20 protein-coding genes are annotated in these 22,528 nt (G+C 65.8%); 1 reads left to right on the top strand and 19 read right to left on the bottom strand.

Going from position 1 to position 22,528, the window contains the following annotated elements:
* Positions 1–11: 11 nt before the first annotated feature.
* Genes ASD75_RS17015 through ASD75_RS16995 form a run of 6 tightly spaced genes read right to left on the bottom strand, consistent with a single transcriptional unit; the run spans position 12 to position 6,241 of the window.
* Positions 12–1,574: a cryptochrome/photolyase family protein gene (locus tag ASD75_RS17015; protein WP_056747099.1), complete on the bottom strand. Its 1,563-nt coding sequence runs from the start codon at positions 1,572–1,574 to the stop codon at positions 12–14.
* Entirely contained in the window at positions 1,571–2,887 is a 1,317-nt protein-coding gene (locus ASD75_RS17010) for a DASH family cryptochrome (RefSeq protein WP_056747098.1), read from the bottom strand. The genes ASD75_RS17015 and ASD75_RS17010 overlap by 4 nt, the downstream gene beginning before the upstream one ends.
* A complete protein-coding gene (locus ASD75_RS23450; protein ID WP_082565062.1) occupies positions 2,884–3,057 on the bottom strand; it encodes a DUF2256 domain-containing protein in 174 nt (57 codons plus the stop codon). Before ASD75_RS23450 ends, ASD75_RS17010 begins: the two co-directional genes overlap by 4 nt.
* Positions 3,058–3,060: 3 nt before the next feature.
* The gene (locus ASD75_RS17005) at positions 3,061–4,632 is read right to left on the bottom strand and encodes a cryptochrome/deoxyribodipyrimidine photo-lyase family protein (protein ID WP_056747097.1); all 1,572 of its coding nucleotides are present in this window, start codon (positions 4,630–4,632) and stop codon (positions 3,061–3,063) included.
* A gap of 23 nt (positions 4,633–4,655) precedes the next feature.
* Positions 4,656–5,663 (bottom strand): NAD(P)/FAD-dependent oxidoreductase, encoded by a 1,008-nt coding sequence (locus tag ASD75_RS17000; protein WP_056747096.1) that lies wholly within the window; start codon positions 5,661–5,663, stop codon positions 4,656–4,658.
* A gap of 11 nt (positions 5,664–5,674) precedes the next feature.
* A complete protein-coding gene (locus ASD75_RS16995; protein WP_056747095.1) occupies positions 5,675–6,241 on the bottom strand; it encodes a lipocalin family protein in 567 nt (188 codons plus the stop codon).
* Positions 6,242–6,357: 116 nt separating this feature from the next.
* Between ASD75_RS16995 and ASD75_RS16990 the strand changes: the two genes are divergently transcribed.
* Positions 6,358–6,600: a glutaredoxin gene (locus ASD75_RS16990; RefSeq protein ID WP_056747094.1), complete on the top strand. Its 243-nt coding sequence runs from the start codon at positions 6,358–6,360 to the stop codon at positions 6,598–6,600.
* A gap of 169 nt (positions 6,601–6,769) precedes the next feature.
* On the opposite strand, the gene ASD75_RS16985 is transcribed toward ASD75_RS16990, so the two are convergent.
* From ASD75_RS16985 to ASD75_RS16925, 13 genes are all read right to left on the bottom strand, one after another.
* The gene (locus ASD75_RS16985) at positions 6,770–7,237 is read right to left on the bottom strand and encodes a DM13 domain-containing protein (RefSeq protein WP_056747093.1); all 468 of its coding nucleotides are present in this window, start codon (positions 7,235–7,237) and stop codon (positions 6,770–6,772) included.
* Between the two features lie 45 nt (positions 7,238–7,282).
* The gene (locus tag ASD75_RS16980; RefSeq protein WP_056747092.1) at positions 7,283–8,149 is read right to left on the bottom strand and encodes an alpha/beta fold hydrolase; all 867 of its coding nucleotides are present in this window, start codon (positions 8,147–8,149) and stop codon (positions 7,283–7,285) included.
* Positions 8,150–8,197: 48 nt separating this feature from the next.
* Positions 8,198–9,364, bottom strand: coding sequence for an ABC transporter substrate-binding protein (locus tag ASD75_RS16975; protein WP_056747091.1), 1,167 nt, complete (start codon positions 9,362–9,364; stop codon positions 8,198–8,200).
* A gap of 99 nt (positions 9,365–9,463) precedes the next feature.
* Entirely contained in the window at positions 9,464–11,620 is a 2,157-nt protein-coding gene (locus tag ASD75_RS16970; RefSeq protein ID WP_082565061.1) for a D-(-)-3-hydroxybutyrate oligomer hydrolase, read from the bottom strand.
* Positions 11,621–11,713: 93 nt separating this feature from the next.
* On the bottom strand, positions 11,714–12,787 hold the full coding sequence (locus ASD75_RS16965) for a branched-chain amino acid ABC transporter permease (protein WP_056640192.1): 1,074 nt from the start codon (positions 12,785–12,787) through the stop codon (positions 11,714–11,716).
* A gap of 16 nt (positions 12,788–12,803) precedes the next feature.
* Positions 12,804–13,790, bottom strand: coding sequence for a branched-chain amino acid ABC transporter permease (locus ASD75_RS16960; protein WP_056064590.1), 987 nt, complete (start codon positions 13,788–13,790; stop codon positions 12,804–12,806).
* 115 nt (positions 13,791–13,905) lie between these two features.
* Positions 13,906–14,643 (bottom strand): ABC transporter ATP-binding protein, encoded by a 738-nt coding sequence (locus tag ASD75_RS16955; protein ID WP_056064594.1) that lies wholly within the window; start codon positions 14,641–14,643, stop codon positions 13,906–13,908.
* Positions 14,640–15,422, bottom strand: a complete 783-nt coding sequence (locus ASD75_RS16950) for an ABC transporter ATP-binding protein (protein WP_056064596.1) — start codon at positions 15,420–15,422, stop codon at positions 14,640–14,642. The genes ASD75_RS16955 and ASD75_RS16950 overlap by 4 nt, the downstream gene beginning before the upstream one ends.
* A gap of 82 nt (positions 15,423–15,504) precedes the next feature.
* A complete protein-coding gene (locus tag ASD75_RS16945) occupies positions 15,505–16,989 on the bottom strand; it encodes a PHB depolymerase family esterase (protein ID WP_056747090.1) in 1,485 nt (494 codons plus the stop codon).
* Between the two features lie 185 nt (positions 16,990–17,174).
* The gene (locus ASD75_RS16940; RefSeq protein ID WP_056064604.1) at positions 17,175–18,368 is read right to left on the bottom strand and encodes a substrate-binding domain-containing protein; all 1,194 of its coding nucleotides are present in this window, start codon (positions 18,366–18,368) and stop codon (positions 17,175–17,177) included.
* Positions 18,369–18,519: 151 nt separating this feature from the next.
* The gene (locus tag ASD75_RS16935; protein WP_056747089.1) at positions 18,520–20,031 is read right to left on the bottom strand and encodes a sigma-54-dependent Fis family transcriptional regulator; all 1,512 of its coding nucleotides are present in this window, start codon (positions 20,029–20,031) and stop codon (positions 18,520–18,522) included.
* 119 nt (positions 20,032–20,150) lie between these two features.
* Entirely contained in the window at positions 20,151–20,789 is a 639-nt protein-coding gene (locus ASD75_RS16930) for a DUF2325 domain-containing protein (RefSeq protein ID WP_056747088.1), read from the bottom strand.
* Positions 20,790–21,011: 222 nt separating this feature from the next.
* Complete coding sequence (locus ASD75_RS16925) at positions 21,012–22,517, bottom strand: tripartite tricarboxylate transporter permease (RefSeq protein WP_056064614.1); 1,506 nt, start codon at positions 22,515–22,517, stop codon at positions 21,012–21,014.
* Positions 22,518–22,528: the final 11 nt, after the last annotated feature.

Raw genomic sequence — 22,528 nt, 5'->3', positions numbered from 1 at the left:
CTGCAAGCGCTTTACAGAGCGTCCAGCCGCGTGCGCAGGCTGGCCGCATGCTCGCGCAGTGCATCGAGTTGCGGGCCCTGCATCTTCTGCAACTGGCGGTACACCATGCCAAGGCGGAAGTTGTTGCCCAGCGTGCCTTCGTTGCGCGCAAAAAAGTCCCAGTACAGCGCGTTGTAAGGGCAGGCCCGCTCACCCACTTTTTGCTTCTTGTCGTAGTGACAGCCGCTGCAGTAGTCGCTCATGCGGTCGATGTAGGCGGCGCTGCTCACATAGGGTTTGGTAGCGAGTAGGCCGCCGTCGGCAAACTGGCTCATGCCCACGGTGTTGGGCACTTCCACCCATTCAAAGGCATCGATATACACGCCCAGGTACCAGCGGTGCACGGCGGCAGGGTCGAGCCCCGCCAGCAGCGCAAAGTTGCCAATGACCATGAGGCGCTGGATGTGGTGGGCATACGCATGCTCCAGCGACTGGCCAACGGCGTGCTGCATGCAGCGCATGCGGGTGTTGCCCGTCCAGAACCACTCTGGCAGCGGCGTGCTGTGGCCCAGGGCGTTGCGCTCGTCGTAGCCGGGCATGTGGGCCCAGTAGATGCCGCGCACATATTCGCGCCAGCCGAGGATCTGACGGATGAAGCCCTCCACCGCTGGCAGGGGCGCTGCGCCTGCGTGGTAGGCGGCCTGGGCGCGTTGCACCACCTCGTGCGGGCGCAGCATTTTGGTATTGAGCGCAAAAGACAGCAGGGAGTGAAAGAGCCGCGCGCTCTTGGTGCTCATGGCATCTTCGTACGCGCCAAAGTCGGGCAGCGTGGTGGTGATGAAATGGTCCAGCCACGCCAGTGCCTCGGCCCTGTTGAGGGGCCAGCGCAGTGCATGGGCCTGCGGGTTGCCAAAGCTTTGCACGCCTGCGGCCTGGATGGTGGCCCACAGGGCGCTGTGGTCGTGCGTGGGGCGCGCGTCGGGCGGCAATTCGGGCGTGCCGGCCCAAGGTTTGCGGTTGTCGTGGTCGTAGTTCCATTGGCCGCCTTCAGGCTCGCCCGCTTCATCGATCAGCACGCTGTAGCGCTGACGCATGCGGCGGTAGAAATGCTCCATGAGCCACTGCTTGCGGCCTTGGAACACCTCGGCCATTTCAGTGCGGGTGGTGTAGAAGTGCTCGCTGCTGACGGCCTGCACGGCAAAGGCTTGCTCTGCACCCCAGGTGCGCAGTTGCTCGTCCAGCCGCCATTCGTCGGGGTGCTGGTATTGCAGCGTGTGCGCACCGTAGTGGGCCATGAGGGCGGCCAGGTTGTCGGGCACCGACTGGCGGTTGCTGGCGTCATCAATCGCCACGTAGCGCACGCGGTGCCCGGCCTCGCGCAGGTGGCGGGCCAGGTCGCGCATGGCGGCAAAAATGGCGAGGATCTTTTGCGCGTGGTGCAGCACATAGTCGGTCTCTTGCCGCACTTCTATCAGCACGTAGACCACGCCTTCGTCCAGCGTGGCAAACCATGAATGCTCGGGGTTGAGCTGGTCGCCCAGCAGCAGGCGCAGGGTGTGGGCACGCTGTAGGGTGGAGGGTTGTGGCGTGGTCATGCCGTGCCCCACATGCGGCGGTAGCTGTCGTCGGCGTCGTGGTCTTGCGCCTGCTTGATGGGGTTGAAGCGCCGCCCCCCGCGCGGGTCGGTGCCGCGCCCCGCAATGTAGAGCCAGTTGGCCTGGTTGCTGTACACGTCGTAATCCACCAGTTGCGATTCAAACCACGCAGCACCCGCGCGCCAGTCGCCGCGCAGGTCGTAGATGAGGTAGCTGGCCACCACCTGGCGCAGGCGGTTGCTGAGGTAGCCGGTCGCAGCCAGCTCGCGCATGGCGGCATCGACCAGGGGCTGGCCCGTATCGCCCTGGCACCAGCGATCAAAACCGCGCGGGTTGTGCGGGGCGGGCGGCAGTTCTGACAGCCCGCGCGCCCGGTACAGCGCTGCACCGTATTGCAGGTGCAGCAGCCGGAAGTAATCGCGCCACAGCAGCTCAAACCACAGCCAGTAGGTGCCGTCATTGGCGCCATGGTCGCGCTCAAAATTTTTCAGATCGGCATAGATCTGGCGCGGAGACAGCGCGCCCGTAGCCAACCAGGGCGAGAACTTGCTGGAGTAATCCAGCCCCGTGAGCCCGTTGCGCGTGTCCTTGTAGCTGTGGGGCAACTTGCGGGCCAGGTACTGCGCCAGGTGGGCCAGCGCAGCGGCCTCGCTGCCATCACAGGCAGCGGTGCCGTAGGGGAAGGACGAGCGGGCATCGCTGCCCTGCGGCGGCGCGGGTTGCAGGATGGCTGCGGTGCCCTGCTCTGCCCCCACGGCCTGCAGCACGTGCGCGGGCACATCAGGTGGCGGGAGCAATTTGGTCGGTAGCGGCAATGGTGCGGCGGGGGTAATGCCCGCGCGCTCTACCTTCTGGCGAAAGCTGGTGAACACACCCGGTAGCTGGTCCGCGAGCCAGGGCATGCGCGCCGGGGGCAGCAAGCTGCTGTGCCACACAGCGCGCACCTGCAGACCTGCTGCGCGCAGTGCGGCCACCTCGGCCTGTTCGTAGGGGGCGGCAATGTCTTCACACACCACGGTGGTGGCACCCACGGCCTGGGCCAGTTGCAGCAAGGCGGTGGCAGGCGGGGCCTGGCAGATGAGCAGTGGGTTGCCCAGCGCGCTCGTTTGTTGATGCAGCCCGCGCAGCGCAGCGGCGGTGAAGGCGCGGCGGTGAGCGCCCACGCGGGCAAAGCCCCACGGCGTGGATTCATCAGGCGCAGGCAAGCACACCACGGGCAGCAGGTGCGTGGCACCGCTGGTGAGGGCTGAACGCAGCGCGGGTTGGTCGTGCAGGCGCAGGTCGTTACGAAACCAGAACAGCACGGTGCTCATGCGACGCCCTCCCCTGCGGCCTTGTCGGTGCGTTTACGTTCGCTGCGGCAGCGGTCGGAGCAGTACTTCACCTCGTCCCATACCTTCTCCCACTTCTTGCGCCAGGTGAAGGGCAGGCCGCAGTGTTGGCAGGTCTTTTGCGGCAGGTCGGTTTTTTTGCGCATGCGCATGGTTCAAAAGTCCAGGGTTTGCTGCTGGGGATGCTGGGCGGCGTTGAGTGCGCGGGCCTGGGCACGCGCCTGCGCGCTGCCGCCATCCCGAAACTGCCGGGAGCCGTGCTTTTCCACAATCGCGGCCTGGGCGGCGCGCACGGCGGGCTGGGCACGCAGGCCGTGCACGCGGGCCTTGGCGGTGCGGGTGGCGGTGTCCAGGTCTACCAGGGGCACGGCAATGTCGTGGCCCACGCGCACGCCGCAGCGGGCCTGCACATCGGGCGGCATGCGCCAGGGCTCCAGCAGCCAGGCATCAGGCACGCGGCGCAAGGCGGGCAGCCACTGGCGCACAAAGTGGCCGTGGGGATCGTGGTCTTGCGCCTGCTTGATGGGGTTGTAGACGCGGGTGGTGTTGATGCCCGTGGTGCCCGCCTGCATTTGCATCTGACTCCAGTGGATGCCGGGCTCGTAGTCCAGAAACTGGCGGGCCAGCCATTCGCCCACGGGCCGCCAGTGCAGCCACAGCGGGTACGAGGCCACCGACACCAGCATGGCGCGCATGCGGAAGTTGACCCATCCCGTCTCGCGCAGCATCGCCACGCAGGCATCGACCATGGGCCAGCCGGTGCGCCCGGCCACCAGGGCCTCGAAGTGAGCGGGGTTCCATTCCGCTTCGCGCAGGCCGTCGTAGCCCCGGTGCAGGTTGTGGTGCTCCAGTGCGGGTTCCGATTCAAGCTTCTGGATGAAATGGCAATGCCAGTGCAGGCGACTCATGAAGGCCGTCAAGCCTTTGCGCTGCCACGCAGCTCCAAAGTCGGTGCTGGCCTTGAGTTGCTGCTGGCGGCGCTGGGTGGCCTGCACCACCTCGCGCATGCCCAGGCAACCCAATGCCAGGTAGGGCGACAGGCGCGAGCAGGCGCTGGGCGCTGTCAGCGGCGACGAAATGCCGCCCCGGTAGCCCTGGCTGCGCTCCGCCAAAAAGTCTTGCAGCACGCGCAGGCCTTCTTTGCGCCCCCCGCGCTGGCGCTGGGGTGGGTCATGCGCGGGCAGGCCCAGTTCAGCCCCGCTGGGCCAGGGCTGTGCAGGCCACGGCAACGTACGGGCCTGCAAGAGATCAGGCCCGGGGGCGAGCACCACCGGTGCGTGCATGTGGGCCAGCCAGTGTCCCTGCCAATCATCGCGTGAGCGCAGGCGGCGCACCACGCCGTGCTGCGGCCATTCGCGCCATGCCACGCCCTGCGTGCGGCACCACCGGCCCACGGCCAAGTCGCGGGAATAGGTGTGGGCGTTGCCGGTTTCTTCGTGCGCCACAAGAGTGTGGAACGGGGCCAGTGCATGCAGGCGGGCCAGTACGTCCACCACCCCGCCCGCGGCCACCTGCAGCGTGGCGCCGCGCCGTTGCAGGGCCTGGGCCAGATCGTGCAGGCTTTCTTGCAGAAAGTGGTAGTGCTGCAGGGCGGCATCAGGCCGCGCCCAGAGGCTGGGCTCGACGACATACAGACACAGCACCGGGCCCTGGGCGATGGCGTGCTGCAGCGGGGCGTGGTCGTGCACGCGCAAGTCGCGCTTGAACCAGACCACGGTGTAGCTCATGGCACAAGCCCTGTGCGCACAGATCAGGCGGCTGCGACCTGTCGCGCCAGCGCCAGGCCGCTGAGCCAGGCGCCCTCGACCTTGCCGCCATTCAGCCAGTCACCACACAGCCCCAGGCGGGCATTGGCGTCCCACCAGCAGCCCAGGGTCAGTGCGGGTTCGGTATCCGCATAGCGCCAGCGGTGCGCCGCGGCAGCCAGGGGTGTGGGGCCGCCCAGGGCCGCAAAGGCGGCGAGCAAGGCAGCGGTGACGCTGTCCGCGCTGTCTTCGATATGCGCCTCGCTCCACTCGGCACTGGCGTGCAAAAGCCACGTTTCTGGCCCCGTACGGCCGGGCTTGCTGCTATCACGCGCCACCCAGCGCAGCGGGCCGGTGTTGACGAAGGCTCCGTCCCACGGCAAGGTCACGGGCGAGGCATAACGCAACATGACGGCCCAGCTGCCCCGCATGCAGGCGCTGCCTGCTACCGCAGCGCCGGCGGGGGCCACCTGGGTCAACAGCGGCGCCACCTGAGGCGCGGGCACAGCCAACAGCACAGCGCGGTAGCGCTGCGCATGCAGCCCCTGCTCTGCGCAAGTGATGGCCCATCCTTCGGGGTGCCGCTCCAGCCGCTGCACGGTGGTCTGCCACTGGGTGTGGGCACGCTCACCGGCCTGGGCCAGGCCCTGCACCAGCCAAGCAGCGGGCGATGTCATGCGCGGTGTACCCACAAAACGCTCAAGGGCCGTGTGCGGGGTGGTCCACGCCGTGCCATCAAAACTTGCCAGGCGTGCGCCCCATGGGGCGGCCACACCGGCCTGCTGCCACCGGGCCACTTCGGAGCGAAAAGCGGCGTCACGTGCGGTGAAATACTGCGCGCCGTGGTCGCACTGCCAGGGTCCGTTGTCGTCCTCCGCGCGCCGAGTGCTCATGCGGCCCGACGGTCCCCGACTCTTGTCGAAAACATGCACCGTATGCCCCGCCTGCAGCAGCGCCTGTGCACACGACAGACCCGCCAGACCTGCACCGATGACGGCGATGGGTTGTGACATCGTCAAAACACTCATGGCTGCGGGTCGGTGCGTTCTTGGGCTACCCAGATCAGCGCCTGGGTATCGATGCCCAATGCCTGTGCGCGCGCCACAAGTTGCTCGCGCACAGCAGGCTGCAGCTGCTTCGTCCGTGACAGGATCCAGCAGTAGCTGCGGTCCGGCCCCACCACCAGCGCCCATTGGGAATCGGCATCCAGCGCGGCCACGTGGTAGCCGCCGTAGAACGGGCCAAAGAACGAGACCTTGAGCGAGGCAGTGTTGGTGTCGCCGGTGAACTTGGCTTTACCCTCCGCCTGACGCCAATCGCCCTTGCCCGTATCAAAACCGCGATTGAGCACACGCACGCTGCCATCTGCCTGGCGCTGGTAGGTGGCGCTCACGTCCGTCATGCCGCGCTCGAAAGAATGGTCGAGCCGCGCCACCTCGTACCAGCGGCCTTCGTACCGGGCCAGATCAAACGGGGTAACGGGGGTGACACCGGGAGGCGGCGTGGTGGATGAGCAGCCCACCAAGGCCACGACAAAAGACACCGCTAAAAGCAGCACCGAACGGCGGACCCAAGGAAATAGCAGAGCCATAAATTACCAATCAGTCACAAAACAAACCGAATAGTAAACCACTCCACCACAGCAACGGCACAAGCCTGAGGTCGGCGCGGTCTCATGACCCACTCCACGCCCCGTAAACTCGCACCATGACCCTTCAAATCACTGTGTATTCCAAGTCTGCCTGCCCGCAGTGCGAGTCGGCCAAGATGCTGCTCAAATCCCGCTCCCTGCCCTACGAGGAAATCAAGATCGATGACGAAACCGAGCGCCTGGCGTTCTATGCCAAGTGCGGGCCATCGGTGCGGCAGATGCCACAAATTTTCATCAATGACCAGCGTGTGGGCGGACTCGCCGGGTTGCAAGCCGCGCTGGCGCAGCTGGGCGCCTGAACGCCTTTTCCGACATCTGCGGGCAGTGCAATCGGGGGGCGTGGATGCCCTGGACGCCCCGCATGGGCTGATGCACATGCCACTAGCCGGGGCGCCCATTACCCCTTCGTGGCTCCACGCCTTCCGGCAGAGCACTTGCACACACCTGGCATGACCTTGAACAGTCGTTCTACCGGTACTGCGCGGCCGTGATGAACTGGCCGAAGGTCTCACACCACACGATCACGGTGTTGAACCGTGCGGGGTCCACGCCCTGCGGCACCGGAACGATGAAGTTGTTAAACGTCTTCACATCCCCCACCCGCAGCATTTGTGGCTTGAGGCGCTGAAAGTCCGCCTCTGTCTCCACAAACGCAGGCGACAGGTACAGCTTGTAGTCGGGCCCCGGTGCCAGCTTGCCTGCCAGGCTGATGGCTTGCGGGCCAATCGACACCACGCCCTCGCCCCAGTGCAGGGCGTCGCTGTCCTTCAGATCGCGGCGAAAGGTGGCTTTCCATGCTGCCGTGGGCAGGCTTGCCTGCACCTCCTGCAGCGTAGGGGCTGCGGGCGCGATCAGGATCGGCAACCAGTACACACCCGCAGCGAACCCCACAGCCAGGGTGAGCAAATGCGAGGCGATCAACAAGAACGGTTTCATGGCGGTAGGCAACAAACAGTTGGAGCCAATGTACCGCCAGTCGCGTCACCCCGCCCGAGCCAAAAACCCGTCTACCAGTGCGAAATGCTCGGGCACGTTCAGTGCTGGCGCATGGCCGCAACCGGGCACCTCGACCACCTGGGCCAGCCCCCGGGCACCCGGGCCGCGGGTGAGCATTTCGGCGGTGACATCCGGGAGCACCAGGTCAGACTCCGCCCCGCGCAGGCACAGCACCGGAATGCTGAGCGCGTCGTAGTGGTCCCAGATCAGGTAGTCATTGGCATGGTGTGTGAACTGCTGCACCATGGCGGGGTCGTAGTGCGGCGTCACACGTCCGTCGGCAAGGCGGCGCGTGCTGCTCTCGGTCAGCCGACGCCACTGCGCGTCGCTCAGCCAGCCGTAAGGCTTGTACACCTGCCTGAAGAACGCCTCCAGCTCCATCACCGTATCGAACGCCGGCGGGTGGCCCGCGTAGGCCTTAATGCGCTCCAGCGCGGCATCGGCCAGGCGCGGTGCGTTGTCGTTGAGCAGCAGGCTGGTGATGCGGCCCTTGAGCTGCGGCTCGAACAGACCCGATGCGCACACCGTGCCGATGGCTCCACCCATCGACGTGCCCACCCAGTGCGCTTTCTCGATCCCCAACTGGTCAAACAGGCTGGCCGCAATGCGCGCGTAGAACGACAGGCGGTACTCGTCGTGCGGCGCGCGCGCCCACTGGCTCAGGCCCCGGCCCAGGGTGTCGGGGCAGATCACGCGGTAGCGCGGTGCCAGGTGCGCGGCCAGCTCGTCCATGTCGCGCCCGGTGCGCGCAAGACCATGCCATGCAATCACCACCGGCGCGTCACGCGCACCCCACTCCATGTAGTGGATTTCATAGCCAGCACAGGTGGCGTAGTGCGAGGTGGGGGACATGATGGCGACCTTGTGGAACAGAGAAGAAAAAAGTGAAGCGTCGGCGGCTCACTTCATGAGGCGGCCGTTGCTGCCGATGACGGTAACCTCGACATAGCGCGAGCCGATGCGGTTGGTGGGCGAATAGCCCAGCGTGATGCCGCCGAGGTCATAGCTTTGCAATGACTCCAGCGCTTTCACCACCTTGGCGCGTGTGGGCGCAGGCCCGGCGCGGCGCAGAGCCTCGACCAGCACCTTGGCGCCCAAAAACTGCTCGAAGCTGGTGTAGTTGACCTCGGCCTCAGGCGCGTACTTCTTCAGCAACGTCTGGTACTCGCGCACCACGGGCAGTTGCGGGCGGTAGGGGTACGGCACCACCTGACTGATGCCCAGGCCGTGGGCGTTCTTCAGGCCCGCGAGCTTCACCAGCTCCGTCGGGTCCACCACCGAGATGTTGTACAGCTGCGCGCCGCCGCCCTGCTCGCGGTAGCGCAGGATGAAGGCCGCCGCAGGCTTGTTCACCGCAATCATGATGACCGCATGCACATCGGCAGCCTTGATGGCTTTGACGGCGTCATCCACCTTGTCGGTATTGCGCTCATAGCCTGCTGACACCACGAGCTTGAGGCCGCGCTTGGCCAGCGCCGCCTCCACGCCCGCGAGGCCCGCCTTGCCAAAACCATCGTCCTGGTACATCACCGCCACGCGGTTCATGCCCAGGGTGGTGAGCTGCTGCACCATGTGCTCGGTTTCGTCCACATAACCCGCACGCACATGAAAGATCCAGGGGTTGAACGGGCTGCGCAACGACTCGCCACCGGTGTAAGGCGCCACCAGCGCGGCGCCGCCCTGCTCCAGCACGCCATCGGACAGCAGCTGGGTGATGTTGGCCGTGCCTGCAAAGCCGTAGAGCGCCACCACCTCGGGCTTGGCCAGCAGCTCGCGGGTGCGGGCCACCGTGTCTGCCACCTTGTAGCCATCGTCGGCCACCGCCTGGCGAATGCTGGCGCCGTGCACGCCACCCTGTGCATTGACCCAGTCAAAATAAATCTTGCCGCCTAGCACCATCTGCGCACCGGTGCTGGCCAGCACGCCAGACAGCGGGGCCACCTGCCCCACCACCACATCGGCAGCCCTCGCTGGCACCGAAACGCCTGCGGCCAGTGCCACCATCAGCGCGCCACTCCACCTAAGGGCGGCCGACGCGCGGCGTGCCCAACTCTTCACAGTGTTCATTGGTTCCATCCTTGTGATGACTGCGCATGGATTGGCCCGGGGACATGCACCGGCAGTGCACGAGTCCCGGGCTTCCACATAGGTCGTTCAGCGTCCGGGTCAGTCGGGGATGGAAATGGCGCCCGCCGTGATGGCAATGGCGTTGGCGGCAGCAGGCGTGGCGGCCAGCGGCGGCACGTTGGCGGCGGTGATGGCCGGGGCGCTGCCCGGTGTGCCGCCACGTGGCACCGTGCGCACCACCTGGCTGGCGGGCAGCGCCTTGCCGTTGGCGAGGTGGTCGTACACGGCGTCGAGCGCGTGGTTCAGGTACACGTGCAGCGGCACATAACGGCTGTCATAACCCGGCAGCACGGTGGGCAACCCGATGAAGCTGTCGAAGTGCTGGGCATTGGCCACTTCCACATAGCTGAGCTTGCTGGCGGCGCCTTCGACCTTCTTGTTCAGCGCAGCGTAGGGGCGCGAGGTGTGGCTCACGGGCAGCAGTGCATCGGCACGGCCATGCACGATCACGGCGGGCTTGCCGCGCAGGTTACCGTTGCGGCGGGTTTCGTCCACACCGGCCTGCAGCTTCTTGGCAGCAGCGTCATTGCCGGTGACGAGGTTGCGCAGGCACTGCGCACCGCTCAGGTTCCAGTCGGCCACGCCAGCGTCCGACACCGACAGGAAGTCGCGTGCCGGCCCCAGTTTGCCCAGGTTGTTGACCAGGTTGATGCCGCCCGATGGAGGCACACCATTGCCGGTGGCAAACATGCCAGCCAGGGCTGCGGGTGCCAGTGATGTCACCGCGCCCGTAGCCGCTGTGGCCGCGTAGCTGAAGCCGCACAGGTGGTCCTTGACACTGGCACGCGACAGGCTGTTGGCGAACGTGACGGCCACCGCCGGAGCGACTTCAAAAGCAGCCAGCGATGCATGCAGGTCGTTGGACTCCGGCTCCCAGCCGTAGGCGCGCAGCTTTTGCAAAGCCTCTTCGGCCTGCGTGGCCGTGGTGGAGGCCGTGAGCAGGCCTGCCGCCTTGAGCGACGCACAGCGATTGGGCGCAATCGGCAGGGCCGCACTGCCGAAGCCCGCTGCAAAAGCGGCTGCGTAGGGGCTGGTGCTGACCGAGGGCGCGAGCGATGCGCAGGCCTGGTACAGATTGGCGTAGGTCGTGAAGTCCACCAGCGTCTTGCCGGTGACGGCCACATCGGCGCTGCCACGGCGCACCGTGATGCCGGGGTTGGCGGGCATCTCGATGGCAGGCTCGGACACGGCCACGCCGCTGATGAGGCCCTGGGTGTCCAGCTCGGCCGCAGCAATCGCGGAGCCGCCACCGTTGGAGATGCTGGACGCTATCACGATGGTGTTGGCCGGGGTCAGCGTCTTCAGGCGCTGGCCCGCTGCATCGGTGGCGCCATAGCGCTGGTTGAGCACGTAGTAGCCAAACTCCACCGCCTGCAGGGTGGTGGTGCCCCAGTCCTTCTCGGCATTCTGACCCGAGTGCGCGTGTTTGAAGGCAAAGCGGTTGGGGGTGGCGGTGTTGAAGGCTGCCAGCTCGGTAGCGGTGAGCCCTGCGTTGAAGGCCGCCGCCTTGCCCGCTGTCGTGGCTGTGGTGCGGGTGCCGTCGATCAGCGGCACGGTGTCGTTCTGCAGGTCGTGCGGAGCACCGCCCGTGCCCTTGTCAGAGTACGCCACGGCGCAGCCCTTCTTCAGGCCCCACTCGCCCGTGGAGATGCCGCCGTACACGCCGCGCGACCCCGAAGCCGTGGCGGTGATCATGCAGGGTTTCTTGGGGTCGAAGATGGCAGGCACCTGCACCATGAGGGTGACGTTCTTGCGGCCCGTGCCGTCGTCGGCAAACGCGATGTATTCGGTGCCCGCCACCTTGCCCTCGCCGGTGGTGACCTTGCCCTGCGCATCCACATTGGGGCCATACAGCGTGCCGTAGCCGCCGGCCGCCGTCATGTCGAGCATGGCGCGGTAGTTGGTGTGGATGGCGGTGCGGCGCAGCTCGGCCGCAGTGGGCTTGAGCGGGTCGGCGTAGGCCGGCGGCACGGCGGCAGCCAGGCCCGTGGCGCCCAGACCCGCGGTGAGCAGGTCGTTGCTGCTGCCGTCGTACGTGGCCTCGCTGATCGCACCCAGGTAAGCGGGCTTGGTGTTGAGTGCGGCGCTGTCGCCATCACTGCCGCCGCAGGCGGCCAGCACGGCTGCAGCCAGCACGGCGGGAACGAACGGACGAGAAAAGGGACGAAAACGCGGGTTCTTCATGCTCATCTTCATGTGCTTGTCTCCTGGAGTTTTTTCTTTGCGTCTTTGTTGCACAGCTCACCCACACACCCAGGCCACGCCAGTCAAGCGGCGCGGCTGGGCCACTCACCCCACCTTGCGCGCAGCTGCCGCGCGCAGGCGCCCCACCACACCGGTGGGGAAGTAGTAAACGGACAGAACGAACAGCACGCCCAGCCACAGCAGCCAGCGGTCGGGCGACAGCAGGGCCGACAGCCAGGGCAGGCCCGACGTGGCCTCGCTGCCCAGGCGCAGCAGATCCTGCAGGTAGCTTTGCGCCACCAGGAAGAGCACGGCCCCAATGGCCGAGCCGTAGATGGTGCCCATGCCGCCGATCACCACGATGAGCAGGCAGTCCATCATGATTTCGAAGCTGAGCGAGGTGTCCGGCCCGTTGTAGCGCAGCCAGAGCGCCAGCATGGCTCCTGCCATGGTGGCAAACAACGCCGACAGCACGCTGGACGTGGTGCGGTACACCACCACGCGGTAGCCAATGGCCTCGGCGCGGAACTCGTTCTCGCGGATGGCCTGCAGCACGCGGCCGAAGGGCGAGTTGACGATGCGCAGCAGCGCCAGCACCAGCGCCACGGCCGTGACGAAGAGCAGGTAGTAGCAGATCAGCCGCCCATCGATGCTCACGCCCAGGAACGGGTCGTCAAACGGCTCGAAGCTGGGCGACAGGAACTCGGGCACCTTGAAGGTCAAGCCGTCTTCGCCGCCGGTGATGTCCGACAGCTGCGAGGCCAGCGTCTGGAACGCAGCCGCCACGGCCAGCGTAATCATCGCAAAGAAGATGGCCCGCACGCGCAGCGAGAAGAGCCCCACCGCCAGCGACAGCAGCAGCGAGAGTACCAGCGCCCCGGCCAGCCCCACCAGCAGCGCCGACCACGTGGGCCCCATGCGGGTGGTGGCCACGGCAATGCCGTAGGCCCCGATGCCAAAGAACATGGTGTGCGCAAAGCTCACGATGCCGGTGTAGCCCAGCAGCAGGTCAAAGCTCGCGACCAGCACCACAAAGATCAGCACCTTGGCCGCCACGGACAGCGCCTTGACCCCGGGGAAGAGGAAAGGTGCAAAAGCAAGGCCCACAAAGATGGCCACCAGAATCACCGCCAGCACCTTGCTGCGCGGGTAGTCGCCGGAGAGAAGTCGGTTCAGCATGTCAGTCGGCTCCTCATCAGCGGTTGGCCACGGGATAGACGCCCTGCGGGCGCCACAAGAGAATGGCCACCATCAACGCGATGTTGGAGAACAGCGCCACCTTGGGCACCAGGAAGCCGGTGTAGTTGGCCATCAGCCCCACCAGCAGCGCACCGATGAGCGCGCCGCCGGTGCTGCCCAGGCCGCCGATGATGATCACGATGAAGATCAGCACGTTGACCTGCGCGCCCATCTGGGGCACCACGTTCTGCTGGTACAGGCCCCACATCACGCCGCCCAGGCCCGCCAGGGCCGAGCCCACCACGAACACGCCCACAAACAGGCGGCGGATGCGGTAGCCCAGGCTTTCGACCATCTCGCGGTCCTGCACGCCAGCGCGGATCAGCAGGCCGACCTTGGTGCGCGACAGCGTCCAGGCCAGCACGCCAAACACCAGCAGGCCCACTGCTACGGCGACGAGGCGGTATTTTTCGATGGCAGCATCGCCCACCAGCAGCGAGCCGCGCATGCCCTCGGGCAGTGGCAGCGGGATCTGCGCGGGGCCCCAGATGACCTTGATGAGCTCTTCACCAATGATCATGCCGCCCATGGTGATGAGGATCTGCTTCAGGTGCTGGCCGTACACGGGCCGCACGATGAAGCGCTCGAACGCCAGGCCCACGGCCCCTGCCACTGCCATGGCCACCACCATGGCGGGCAGCACGGCCATCAGGTTGCGCCACAGCTCGGCACTCTGGGTGTAGTCGCCCATCGCGCCCAGCACGCTGGTGGCCACAAACGCACCCAGCGCAATGAACACGCCATGGCCAAAGTTCAGCACATCCATCAGGCCAAACACCAGCGTGAGGCCGGAGGCAATGATGAAGATGATCATGCCCATGGCCAGCCCCGCCACCGTCAGCGTGAGCCAGGTGCTGGGCGAGCCGATGAAGGGCAGCACCAGCAGCGCCAGCGCCGGCACCAACGCCAGGGGCTTCCAGTCGAAATCGCGGGTGACGCTCATGCCCGACCTCCAGCGGCTGTCGCCGCACCACGTACATCAGCTACACATTTGATAGCTAACAGGGCAATAGATACCTGCGCTACCGCCCGAAAACATCTGAAATTACTCACACGACTCATAGCGCCAACCCCAGCAGCGAGCGCTGCAGTTCTTCGTCTTGCGCCAGCGCGGCCATGCTGCCCGCATGCACCACCTGGCCGTTGTCCATCACGGCCACGGTGTCACCCAGCCGCTTGGCAAAGTTGATGTTCTGCTCGACGAGCAGGATGGTCACACCGCTCTTCTTGAGCTGGTCGAACGCATCGATCATGTTGTTGATGATGGCGGGTGCGAGGCCCTTGCTGGGCTCATCCACGATGAGCAGATCGCGCGGCTCAACGATGGCGCGGCTCACGGCCACCATCTGCTTTTGGCCGCCGCTGAGCTTGCCGGCGGGGTGGTTCCAGAACTTCTCCACGGCGGGGAAGAGCTTGAAGATCCACTGCAAGCGCGCCTCATCCATCTGCGCGGCGTTGCGGGCACTGCGTGCGGCCAGCAGCATGTTTTCCTTCACCGTGAGGTCGGCAAAGATGCCCATGTTCTCGGGCACATAGGCGATGTTCAGGCCCGCGATGGCCGGCGTATTCATCGCGGTGATGTCTTTGCCACCAAAGTGGATGGAGCCCTGCGACGCATGCCACAGGCCCATGATGGTGCGCAGCGTGGTCGTCTTGCCTGCGCCGTTGCGGCCCAGCAGCATGGTGAGCTGCCCTTTGGGCACGGCGAGATGAACGCCGTGCAGGATGTGGTACGCGCCGATGTGCGTGTGCACACCCTTGAGTTCGAGCAGGTTGGTCGTTGGTGTCGTGCTCATGCGGCCTCCTTCTCTGCGTCCTTGGAGACGCCCAGGTAAGCCTCTTGCACCACGGGCGATGCGATCACCTCGGCTGGCGGTCCATCGGCCACCAGCGTGCCGTTGGTCAGCACGATGATGCGGTCGGCCAGTTCGCGCACCACGTCCATCTTGTGCTCCACCAGCAGGATGATCTTGGTCTTGTCCTTCTTCAGCTCGCGGATCAGGTTCAGGATCACGGGCGCCTCGTCGTGGCTCATGCCGGCCGTGGGCTCGTCGAACATGTAGACCTGCGGCTCCAGCGCCATGAGCAGCGCCACTTCCAGCTTGCGCTGGTCGCCGTGCGGCAGGCTGGCCACGGGCGTATCGGCCCGGTCGGTCATGGCCACGGCCTGCAGGATCACGCGGGCGCGCTGGGTCAGCGCGCTGTGGTCGCTCCAGATGCTCCACAGGTTCATGCCCCGGCGGTGCTTGCCCTCTTGCGTGGCCTGCACGGCCAGGCGCACGTTCTCCAGCACGCTGAGGTTGGGGAACAGGTTGGTGAGCTGGAACGCCCGGCCCAGGCCCGCGTGGGTGCGTGCCGAGACGGACTGGCCCGTGAGGTCCTGCCCGCCCAGCGTAACGCTGCCGCTGGTGGCCTTGAGTTGCCCCGAGATCAGGTTGAAGTAGGTGGTCTTGCCCGCGCCGTTGGGGCCCACGATGGCGGTCAGCGTGCCGGGCTCGAACGAGCAGGTCACGCCGTTGACCGCCACGTGGCCGCCAAAGCGGATGGTCAAGTCCTTGGTGGCCAAGGTGCTCATGGGTGGGTGTTCACTTTCACGGTCTGAGTCAATCGATGAAATGGGTGGGGCGCCCTGCCCTGCGGCAGCGCGCCCCGGCACTTTAGGGGCAGGTGCCGATCACGTAGTAGTTGGTGCTGGTCTGCTTCAGGGTGTTGGTGACGAACACGTTCCACAGGCCCATGCTCTGGTTGGAGCCCAGCGCATAGGTGTAGCCCCCGGCGGCGTACGCGCGCCCGGCCAGCGTGTGTGCATAGTTGCTGGCGGTGGTGCAGGTGGCCGTGCCGCCGCCCGATGCGGCCAGCGTGGTGCCCGAAGCTGCGGCCGATGTGGCGCCCTCGGCCCCATTGGCATCGGCCGCGCGCACCGTCCAGCTGTAGGTGGTGGACGCGGCCAGGCCGGTGTCGGTGTAGCTGGTGGCAGTCACAGGCAGCGCGTTGACCTTGTTGGCGTTGCGGTACACGTTGTAGCTGGCCGCGCCCGTGACGGCGGCCCAGCCGATGGCCATGCTGCTGGCCGTGGCGCCCGACGTGCTCACGCCCGTGGGGGCTGGCAGGGCCACAGGGTCGGGAGGCGTGGTGCCGCCCGTGCCGCTGGAGACGCGGTCCACCATGGCCTTGACGGCCGCCATTTGCGGGCCCGACTTCTTGGAATAGTTGGCGCTGTCATAGCCCCACCAGTCCCAGCAGCTGTTGGTGGCTGCGGTGCTGGTCTGCGGGTACAGCATCACGATGTTGTTGGTGTCAGCCCAGCGGTTGTAGCCGGTGTTGCGCACGTACTGCTGCTGCACATCGCTGATGTTCTGCTTGCAGCCATGCAGCACCACATGTAGCTTGCAGGTGGCCGTGCCGCCCGCCTGGCAGGCCTGGGGCACATAGGCCCAGCCCGTGGTGGCCATGCCATGGTTGGTGATGAATTCGCTCTGGTTGAACTCGATGTAATTGCCGGTGGGCAGGGTGGCGTTGTTGCGGGCGTTCAACGTGCCGTACAGGTGCTGCAGCATGGCACCGGCGAGGTCGAAGTTGCAGTCGCTGATGTAGGGCGCGCCCTTGGTGGAGCAGGCGTTTCCGTAGTCGTCCGTGACCATGGCGTGTTCGGCCGCAATGTCCTTCTTGTAGACCACATTGGCGGCGGGCACGAAGCTGTTGTAGTAGGTGCGCAGCGCGTCCATCACCCCGGTCTTGACCACGCTGTCGAGCGTGCCCGAGAACAGGTAGACCTTGGAGTTCTGCAGATTGGCCACGGGGTCGATGACTCCCTGACTCGCCCAGGTGTTGGTGGTGCTGACCAGGGTGCTGGTGGGGATGCCTGCCGGGCTGGCCATGCAGCGTCCGGTGGCGTTGACGACCGATCCCTCGGCGCAATAGAACGGGCCGCCCGCGACCACACCGGCGCCCTTGGCAAACGTTGCCGAATACGCCACGTGCAGCTGCACGGCCATGAAGCCGCCCGAGGACAGGCCCGATACCGTGGTCTGTGTCCTGTCGATCTTGAGTGCTGGCAGGTTGACGGCAGCGTGAACACTGCCCACGCCACACAGTGCCATCGCAGCCCCTGCTGCTGCCGCCCGGATGAAATTGAAAGCCATGTTGTCTTGTCTCCAAATAATTTTTGAGAAAAACCGACCCAGCCCCCGTGTACACCCGGGGGTTCATGCATCAATTCACTGGAAAAAGAGGGGCGGCCGCCCCTGCGGGATGGACCCCGAAGGAGCAGGACGGGGGTCCTGTCCGACGGGCCTCGCTAACTCACTAACGGAATCAAAAGACCGGCTTATCGCTTGTTGCGAATCGGCACGTTCATTTCTTCAGGCTTGATCTCGCGCACCAGCTCGGGCACACCCCAGGCAAACGCCGGGTCCACCTTGATCTTGAAGTGGTACATGCTCTGCATGGCCTGGTGGTCTTCCTTGCGGAAGGTCATCTTGCCCTTGGGCGTCTCGAAGCTCATGCCCTCCATGGTCTTGATGAGCTTGTTGGTGTTGGTGTCGCCGTTCGTGGCCTTGAGGGCCGTGACCAGCGCCATGGCAGAGCTGAAGCCGCCGGCCGTGAAGAAGTCTGGCGGGGTCTTGAACTCCTTGTAGTGCGCAGCCACCATGGCTTCGTTCACGGGGTTCTTGGGGATGCCGAAGTAGTAGTACGTGGCGCCTTCCATGCCGGGGAAGTTCTTGTAGGCGGCCATGGCGGGCAGGATATTGCCGCCGGTGGCGATCTCGATGCCATAGCGCTTGAGGTCCATGTCAGCGATCTTGAACGGGTTGCCTGCACCGGCCCAGATGATGAAGATGACCTTGCGGCCCGGCACGTCCTTGAGCTTGTCGATCAGGCGCTGGGCGCCGGCGGTGAAGTCGGTGGTGGTGGTGGGCAGGTATTCCTCGTGCACCAGCTTGGCGTTCTTCAGCGCGTCCTTGAAGGCCTTCACGCCATCGCGGCCGAAGGCATAGTCCTGCGCCAGCGTCGCCACCGTCACGCCCGCCTTGTCGATGGCCACGGCGTTGGAGATCGCGTCCTGGCTGCTGTTGCGGCCGGTGCGAAAGATGTACTTGTTCCACTTGTCGCCGGTAATGGCGTCGGCCACGGCGGGCTCCACCAGCAGGATCTTCTTGTATTCCTCGGCCACGGGCAGCAGGGCCAGGGCAACGCCGCTGGAGGTGGGGCCGACGGCAATGTCGGCCTTGTCATCCGAGTAGGCCGAGGCCAGCAGGCTCTTGCCCAGGTCAGGCTTGCCCTGGTCGTCCTTCTCGATCACGACGAGCTTCTTGCCATTGACGGTCATGCTGCCGCCGGTGGCGTAGTTCAGGCCCATCATCAGGCCTGTCTGGGTCTGCTTGCCATAGGCCTCCAGCGGACCCGTCTTGCTGTACACGTGGGCAATGCGGATTTCACCGGTCTGCGCGAACGCGGGGGCAGAAAGTGCGGCGGCGGTAACGGCTGCGGAAGCGAGGGCGACCAGAGTGCGACGGTGCATGGCGATGTCTCCTGTTGTGATGCTTCTTTATTGCACAGTCTGTGCCAGCAGCCAAGTGCTTGATTTCAAAGATACTTTTGCTGACACCCTGGCGACACTGCCTGATTTCAATACACATTGAATGTCTAATTTTTAGACATTTGCCTGATTTTTATTCAGGGTTTTCCAGACGTCCATAGAGCGTGGCGCGCGAGATGCCCAGCTGGCGAGCAGTGGCCAGCTTGTTGCCGCCATGGGCTTTGAGCGCAGCCGCGATGGCCTTGCGCTCCAGCTCCGCCACCTGCTCGGCCAGCGGGCGCAGGTATCGGCTTTCGTCCCCGGCGTCGGCGGCGTGGCCTGGGTCCTGCACCGGGGCGGGGGCGGCGGGCTCCACGCCCGCCTCGCGCAGGATGCGTTCGAGCTGCGCGGCGTCGATGGACTGCGAGTCGCTGCGCATCACCGCCTGCTCCAGCACATTGCGCAGCTCGCGGATGTTGCCGCGCCAGGGCTGGCCCGCCAGCAGGGCCATCGCATCGGGCAGCAACTCGGGCGGCGCGGTGCCGTTGCGCAGGGCCAGGTCTTCGCCCAATGCTTCGACCAAGGCAGGGATGTCGCTGCGCCGCACGCGCAGCGGCGGCACACGCACCGGCAGCACATGCAGGCGGTAGAACAAATCCTCGCGGAATTTGCCCTCGCGCACCAGGGACGCCAAATCGCGCGACGTCGCGGCCAGGATGCGTACATTGAAGGGCACGAGCTTGTTGCTGCCCAGCGGCTCGATCTCGCCCTCTTGCAGCGCCCGCAGCAGCTTGGCCTGCAGGCTTTGGGGCATGTCGCCGATTTCGTCGAGGAACAGCGTGCCGCCATCGGCCAGCTTGAACTTGCCGTCGCGGCCCTTGCGGTCGGCGCCGGTGTAGGCGCCAGGCGCCACGCCGAAGAACTCGGCCTCGAGCAGCGTGTCGGGCACGGCGGCGATGTTGACGCTAACGAACGGGCCACTGGCGCGGCTGGACGCTGCGTGGATCGCGTGGGCCAGAAGCTCCTTGCCGGTCCCCGTCTCGCCCAGCAGCAGCACGGGGCTGCTCGACTGCGCTGCTCGGCGCGCCTGGCGCTTGACCTCGGCTGCCGCGGGGCTGGAACCGATGAAGCTGGCAAAGGTGTACTTGGACCGCCGCTCGCCGTCGCCCGCCACCGCCAGGCTGCGGCGGCGCTGGCTGGCCAGCTCGCGCCGGGCGTCGTCCAGGTCGCGCTGCAGCAGCGCAAACTTGCTGATGAGGGGCTGCAGCGTGGTTTCGGGATGGTCGAACAGCACGATGCCAATGGCGCCGATCACGCGGTCCGCGTCGTCGCGCAGCGGAATGCGGCTGACCACAAAGGTGCCCGCCTTGTTGGTGAGCAGGTCGATCAGCACGGGCTGGCCCGTTTCGAGCACGCGGCGCATCTGGGTGTTGGGGATGACCTCTTCCACCGTGCGGCCCACGAACTGGTCCACCGACGAAAAACCCAGGTCCGGCAGAAAGCGCTGGTAGCCCTCATTCACCCACACGATGCGCCCACTGCGATCCACCAGGAACATGCCCTGGCTGACGCTGGAGAACAGCTGGAACATGGAGCGTGCCGCCAGTTCCAGAATGCCCTGGGCATCCAGCGGCAGTGCGGGGGCGTCATCAGCGAGCAAAGGCATCCGCGGATGGTAGCGCGCTGGCGGGGCGCAGGATCTGTCCCCCACAGGCAGCAGACGCCCGGCATGGAGTCATGGCGCTACAAATTAGATAGCTACCTAGGCAAATGGCCCTAGCGCTATCAGGCGTTTTTATCCAAAACCGGAGTCAAAGAGGTGTGCAGGGATGCCTCACATGCTGCCAGCGGCTGGTCCACCAAGATGCAGGGCTTGCCCGTGCGACGGCACTGGCCCTGCACCCGCCAGTAGGCGTCATGGCTGATGCAGCCCGTCTGGCAAATCACCAGATCAGCGGCGGCCAGGCTGGCGTCAAACGTCGCGCCCGCGTCTGCGTCCGGATGGGCCTTGACCACCACGGGCACGCGCACCCTGCGGGGGTGTGCCGAAGCATCCGGGGGCGCGGAGCTGGTTGCCCCACCCTGCTCCGGGTGGCTCACTGCCCTGGTGTCTGCCTGCGCCGCCAGTCGCCAGCGCAAGCATTCCCGCGACAAGGTGGCAATGCGCTCCGCCAGCACAGCGATGTGGCGTGCCATGGTCTGACGGCGGGATAGCCCCGGCACAGCAGCCCGTAGCTGCGCCAGCTCGTCGTACGCCATGGCCAGCCGCGTATCGCGCACCACCAGTGCCCCACGCAGCCGCACCACCTCGGCCTGCAGCGCCTGGATCTCGGCGGCCTGCGCCGTCAGGGCCGCGCTGCAACGCCGCTGGGCTTCGCCCCACTGACGACAAAGCACCAGAAACTCCTGCGGAAATGAAGACATGCACCATCCTGCAAATAAGAACTATTCGCATTTTATGGTACGATTCAGCCTGAGTTCACAGCAAGCCACCTGGTGGGGAGGGCTCCGGGAGCACAGCGCCTGGGGGCCTGGCTTGCCAAGAAAATCGTCGGCACGGATCTGCCCGCGCCGTCTGGACGAAAAAAAACCGCGCCCGATGGCGCGGTTTTTTTATGGGTGCGAGCCTGGGGCCTCGCCACGGTTTCAGGCCTCTGCCAGCGCCATCTTGCGGGCAGCCCAACGGCGCAGCAGGCGCGGAACGATCAGCACGGCCAGCACGATGACGATCAGGGTCACCGAACCGGGGCGCTCTAGGAAAATCGTCCACTTGCCTTCGCCAATCGACACCGCATTGCGCATCTGTGCCTCAGCCAAGGGGCCCAGGATCATGCCCACCACCACCGGCGCGGCGGGGAAGTCAAAGCGGCGCATCACCACACCCAGCAGGCCGATCGCGTACAGCAGCACCAGGTCGAATGCGCTCTGGCGCATGCCATACACACCCAGGGTGGAGAAGACCAGAATGCCCGCGTACAGGTACGACTTCGGGATGTTCAGCAGTTTCACCCACAGGCCCACCAGCGGCAGGTTCAGGATCAGCAGCATCACGTTGCCGATGTACATCGACGCGATCAGCGCCCACACCAGCGCGCCGTTGGTGTCGAACAGCTGCGGGCCGGGCTGGATGCCATAGTTCTGGAACGCGCCCAGCAAAATGGCCGTGGTGTTCGACGTGGGGATGCCCAGCGTCAGCAGTGGGATCAGCGTGGCCGTGATGGCCGCGTTGTTGGCGGCCTCGGGGCCTGCCACGCCTTCGATGGCGCCCGTGGTGCCAAACTCTTCCTTGTGCTTGCTCAGTTTCTTCTCGGCGGCATAGCTCAGGAAGGTTGGAATCTCGCTGCCACCGGCAGGCACGGTGCCAAACGGAAACCCGATGGCCGTGGCGCGCAACCATGCGGGCCAGGAGCGCTTCCACTCTTCCTTGGTCATGTGGGTGCTGGTCAGGCGGTTCTGGGTTTCGTCGGACTTGCCTTCGTACATCACGTTGTACAGCGCCTCGCCCACCGCAAACAGGCCCACGGCGATCAGCACCACTTCGATGCCATCCATCAGCTCAGGCACCCCCCCGGTGTAGCGCGCCTGGCCCGTGATCTGGTCGATGCCGATCAAGCCCATGGCCAGGCCCACAAACAGCGCCACCATGCCACGCAGCGTGCTCTTGCCCAGCACCGCACTCACGGTGGTGAAGGCCAGCACCATCAGCATGAAATACTCAGGTGGGCCCAGGCGGATGGCGTATTCGGCCACCAGCGGCGCGCAGAAGGTCACCAGCACCGTGGCGATGGTGCCCGCCACAAACGAACCGATGGCGGCCGTGGCCAGGGCCGCACCGGCGCGGCCATGCTTGGCCATCTTGTTGCCCTCCATGGCCGTGACCATGGAACCGGCCTCACCCGGGGTGTTGAGCAGGATGGACGTGGTGGAGCCGCCATACATGGCGCCGTAGTAGATGCCCGCAAAGAAGATCATCGAGGCCGTGGCCTCGACCTTGACGGTGATGGGCAGCAGCATGGCCACAGCCACTGCGGGGCCGATGCCTGGCAACACGCCCACGGCGGTGCCGATCATGCAGCCCACAAAGGCCCACATCAGGTTGATGGGTGTTGCCGCGGTGGCAAAACCCTGCATCAAAAGGTTTAAGGTTTCCATGGCGTGCAGGC

The sequence above is a fragment of the Acidovorax sp. Root568 genome (assembly GCF_001427445.1).
In the GTDB taxonomy this organism is placed as follows: domain Bacteria; phylum Pseudomonadota; class Gammaproteobacteria; order Burkholderiales; family Burkholderiaceae_C; genus Acidovorax; species Acidovorax delafieldii.
Note: the sequence above shows the minus strand (reverse complement) of the source record. Positions and strands in the feature narration are given on the sequence as shown.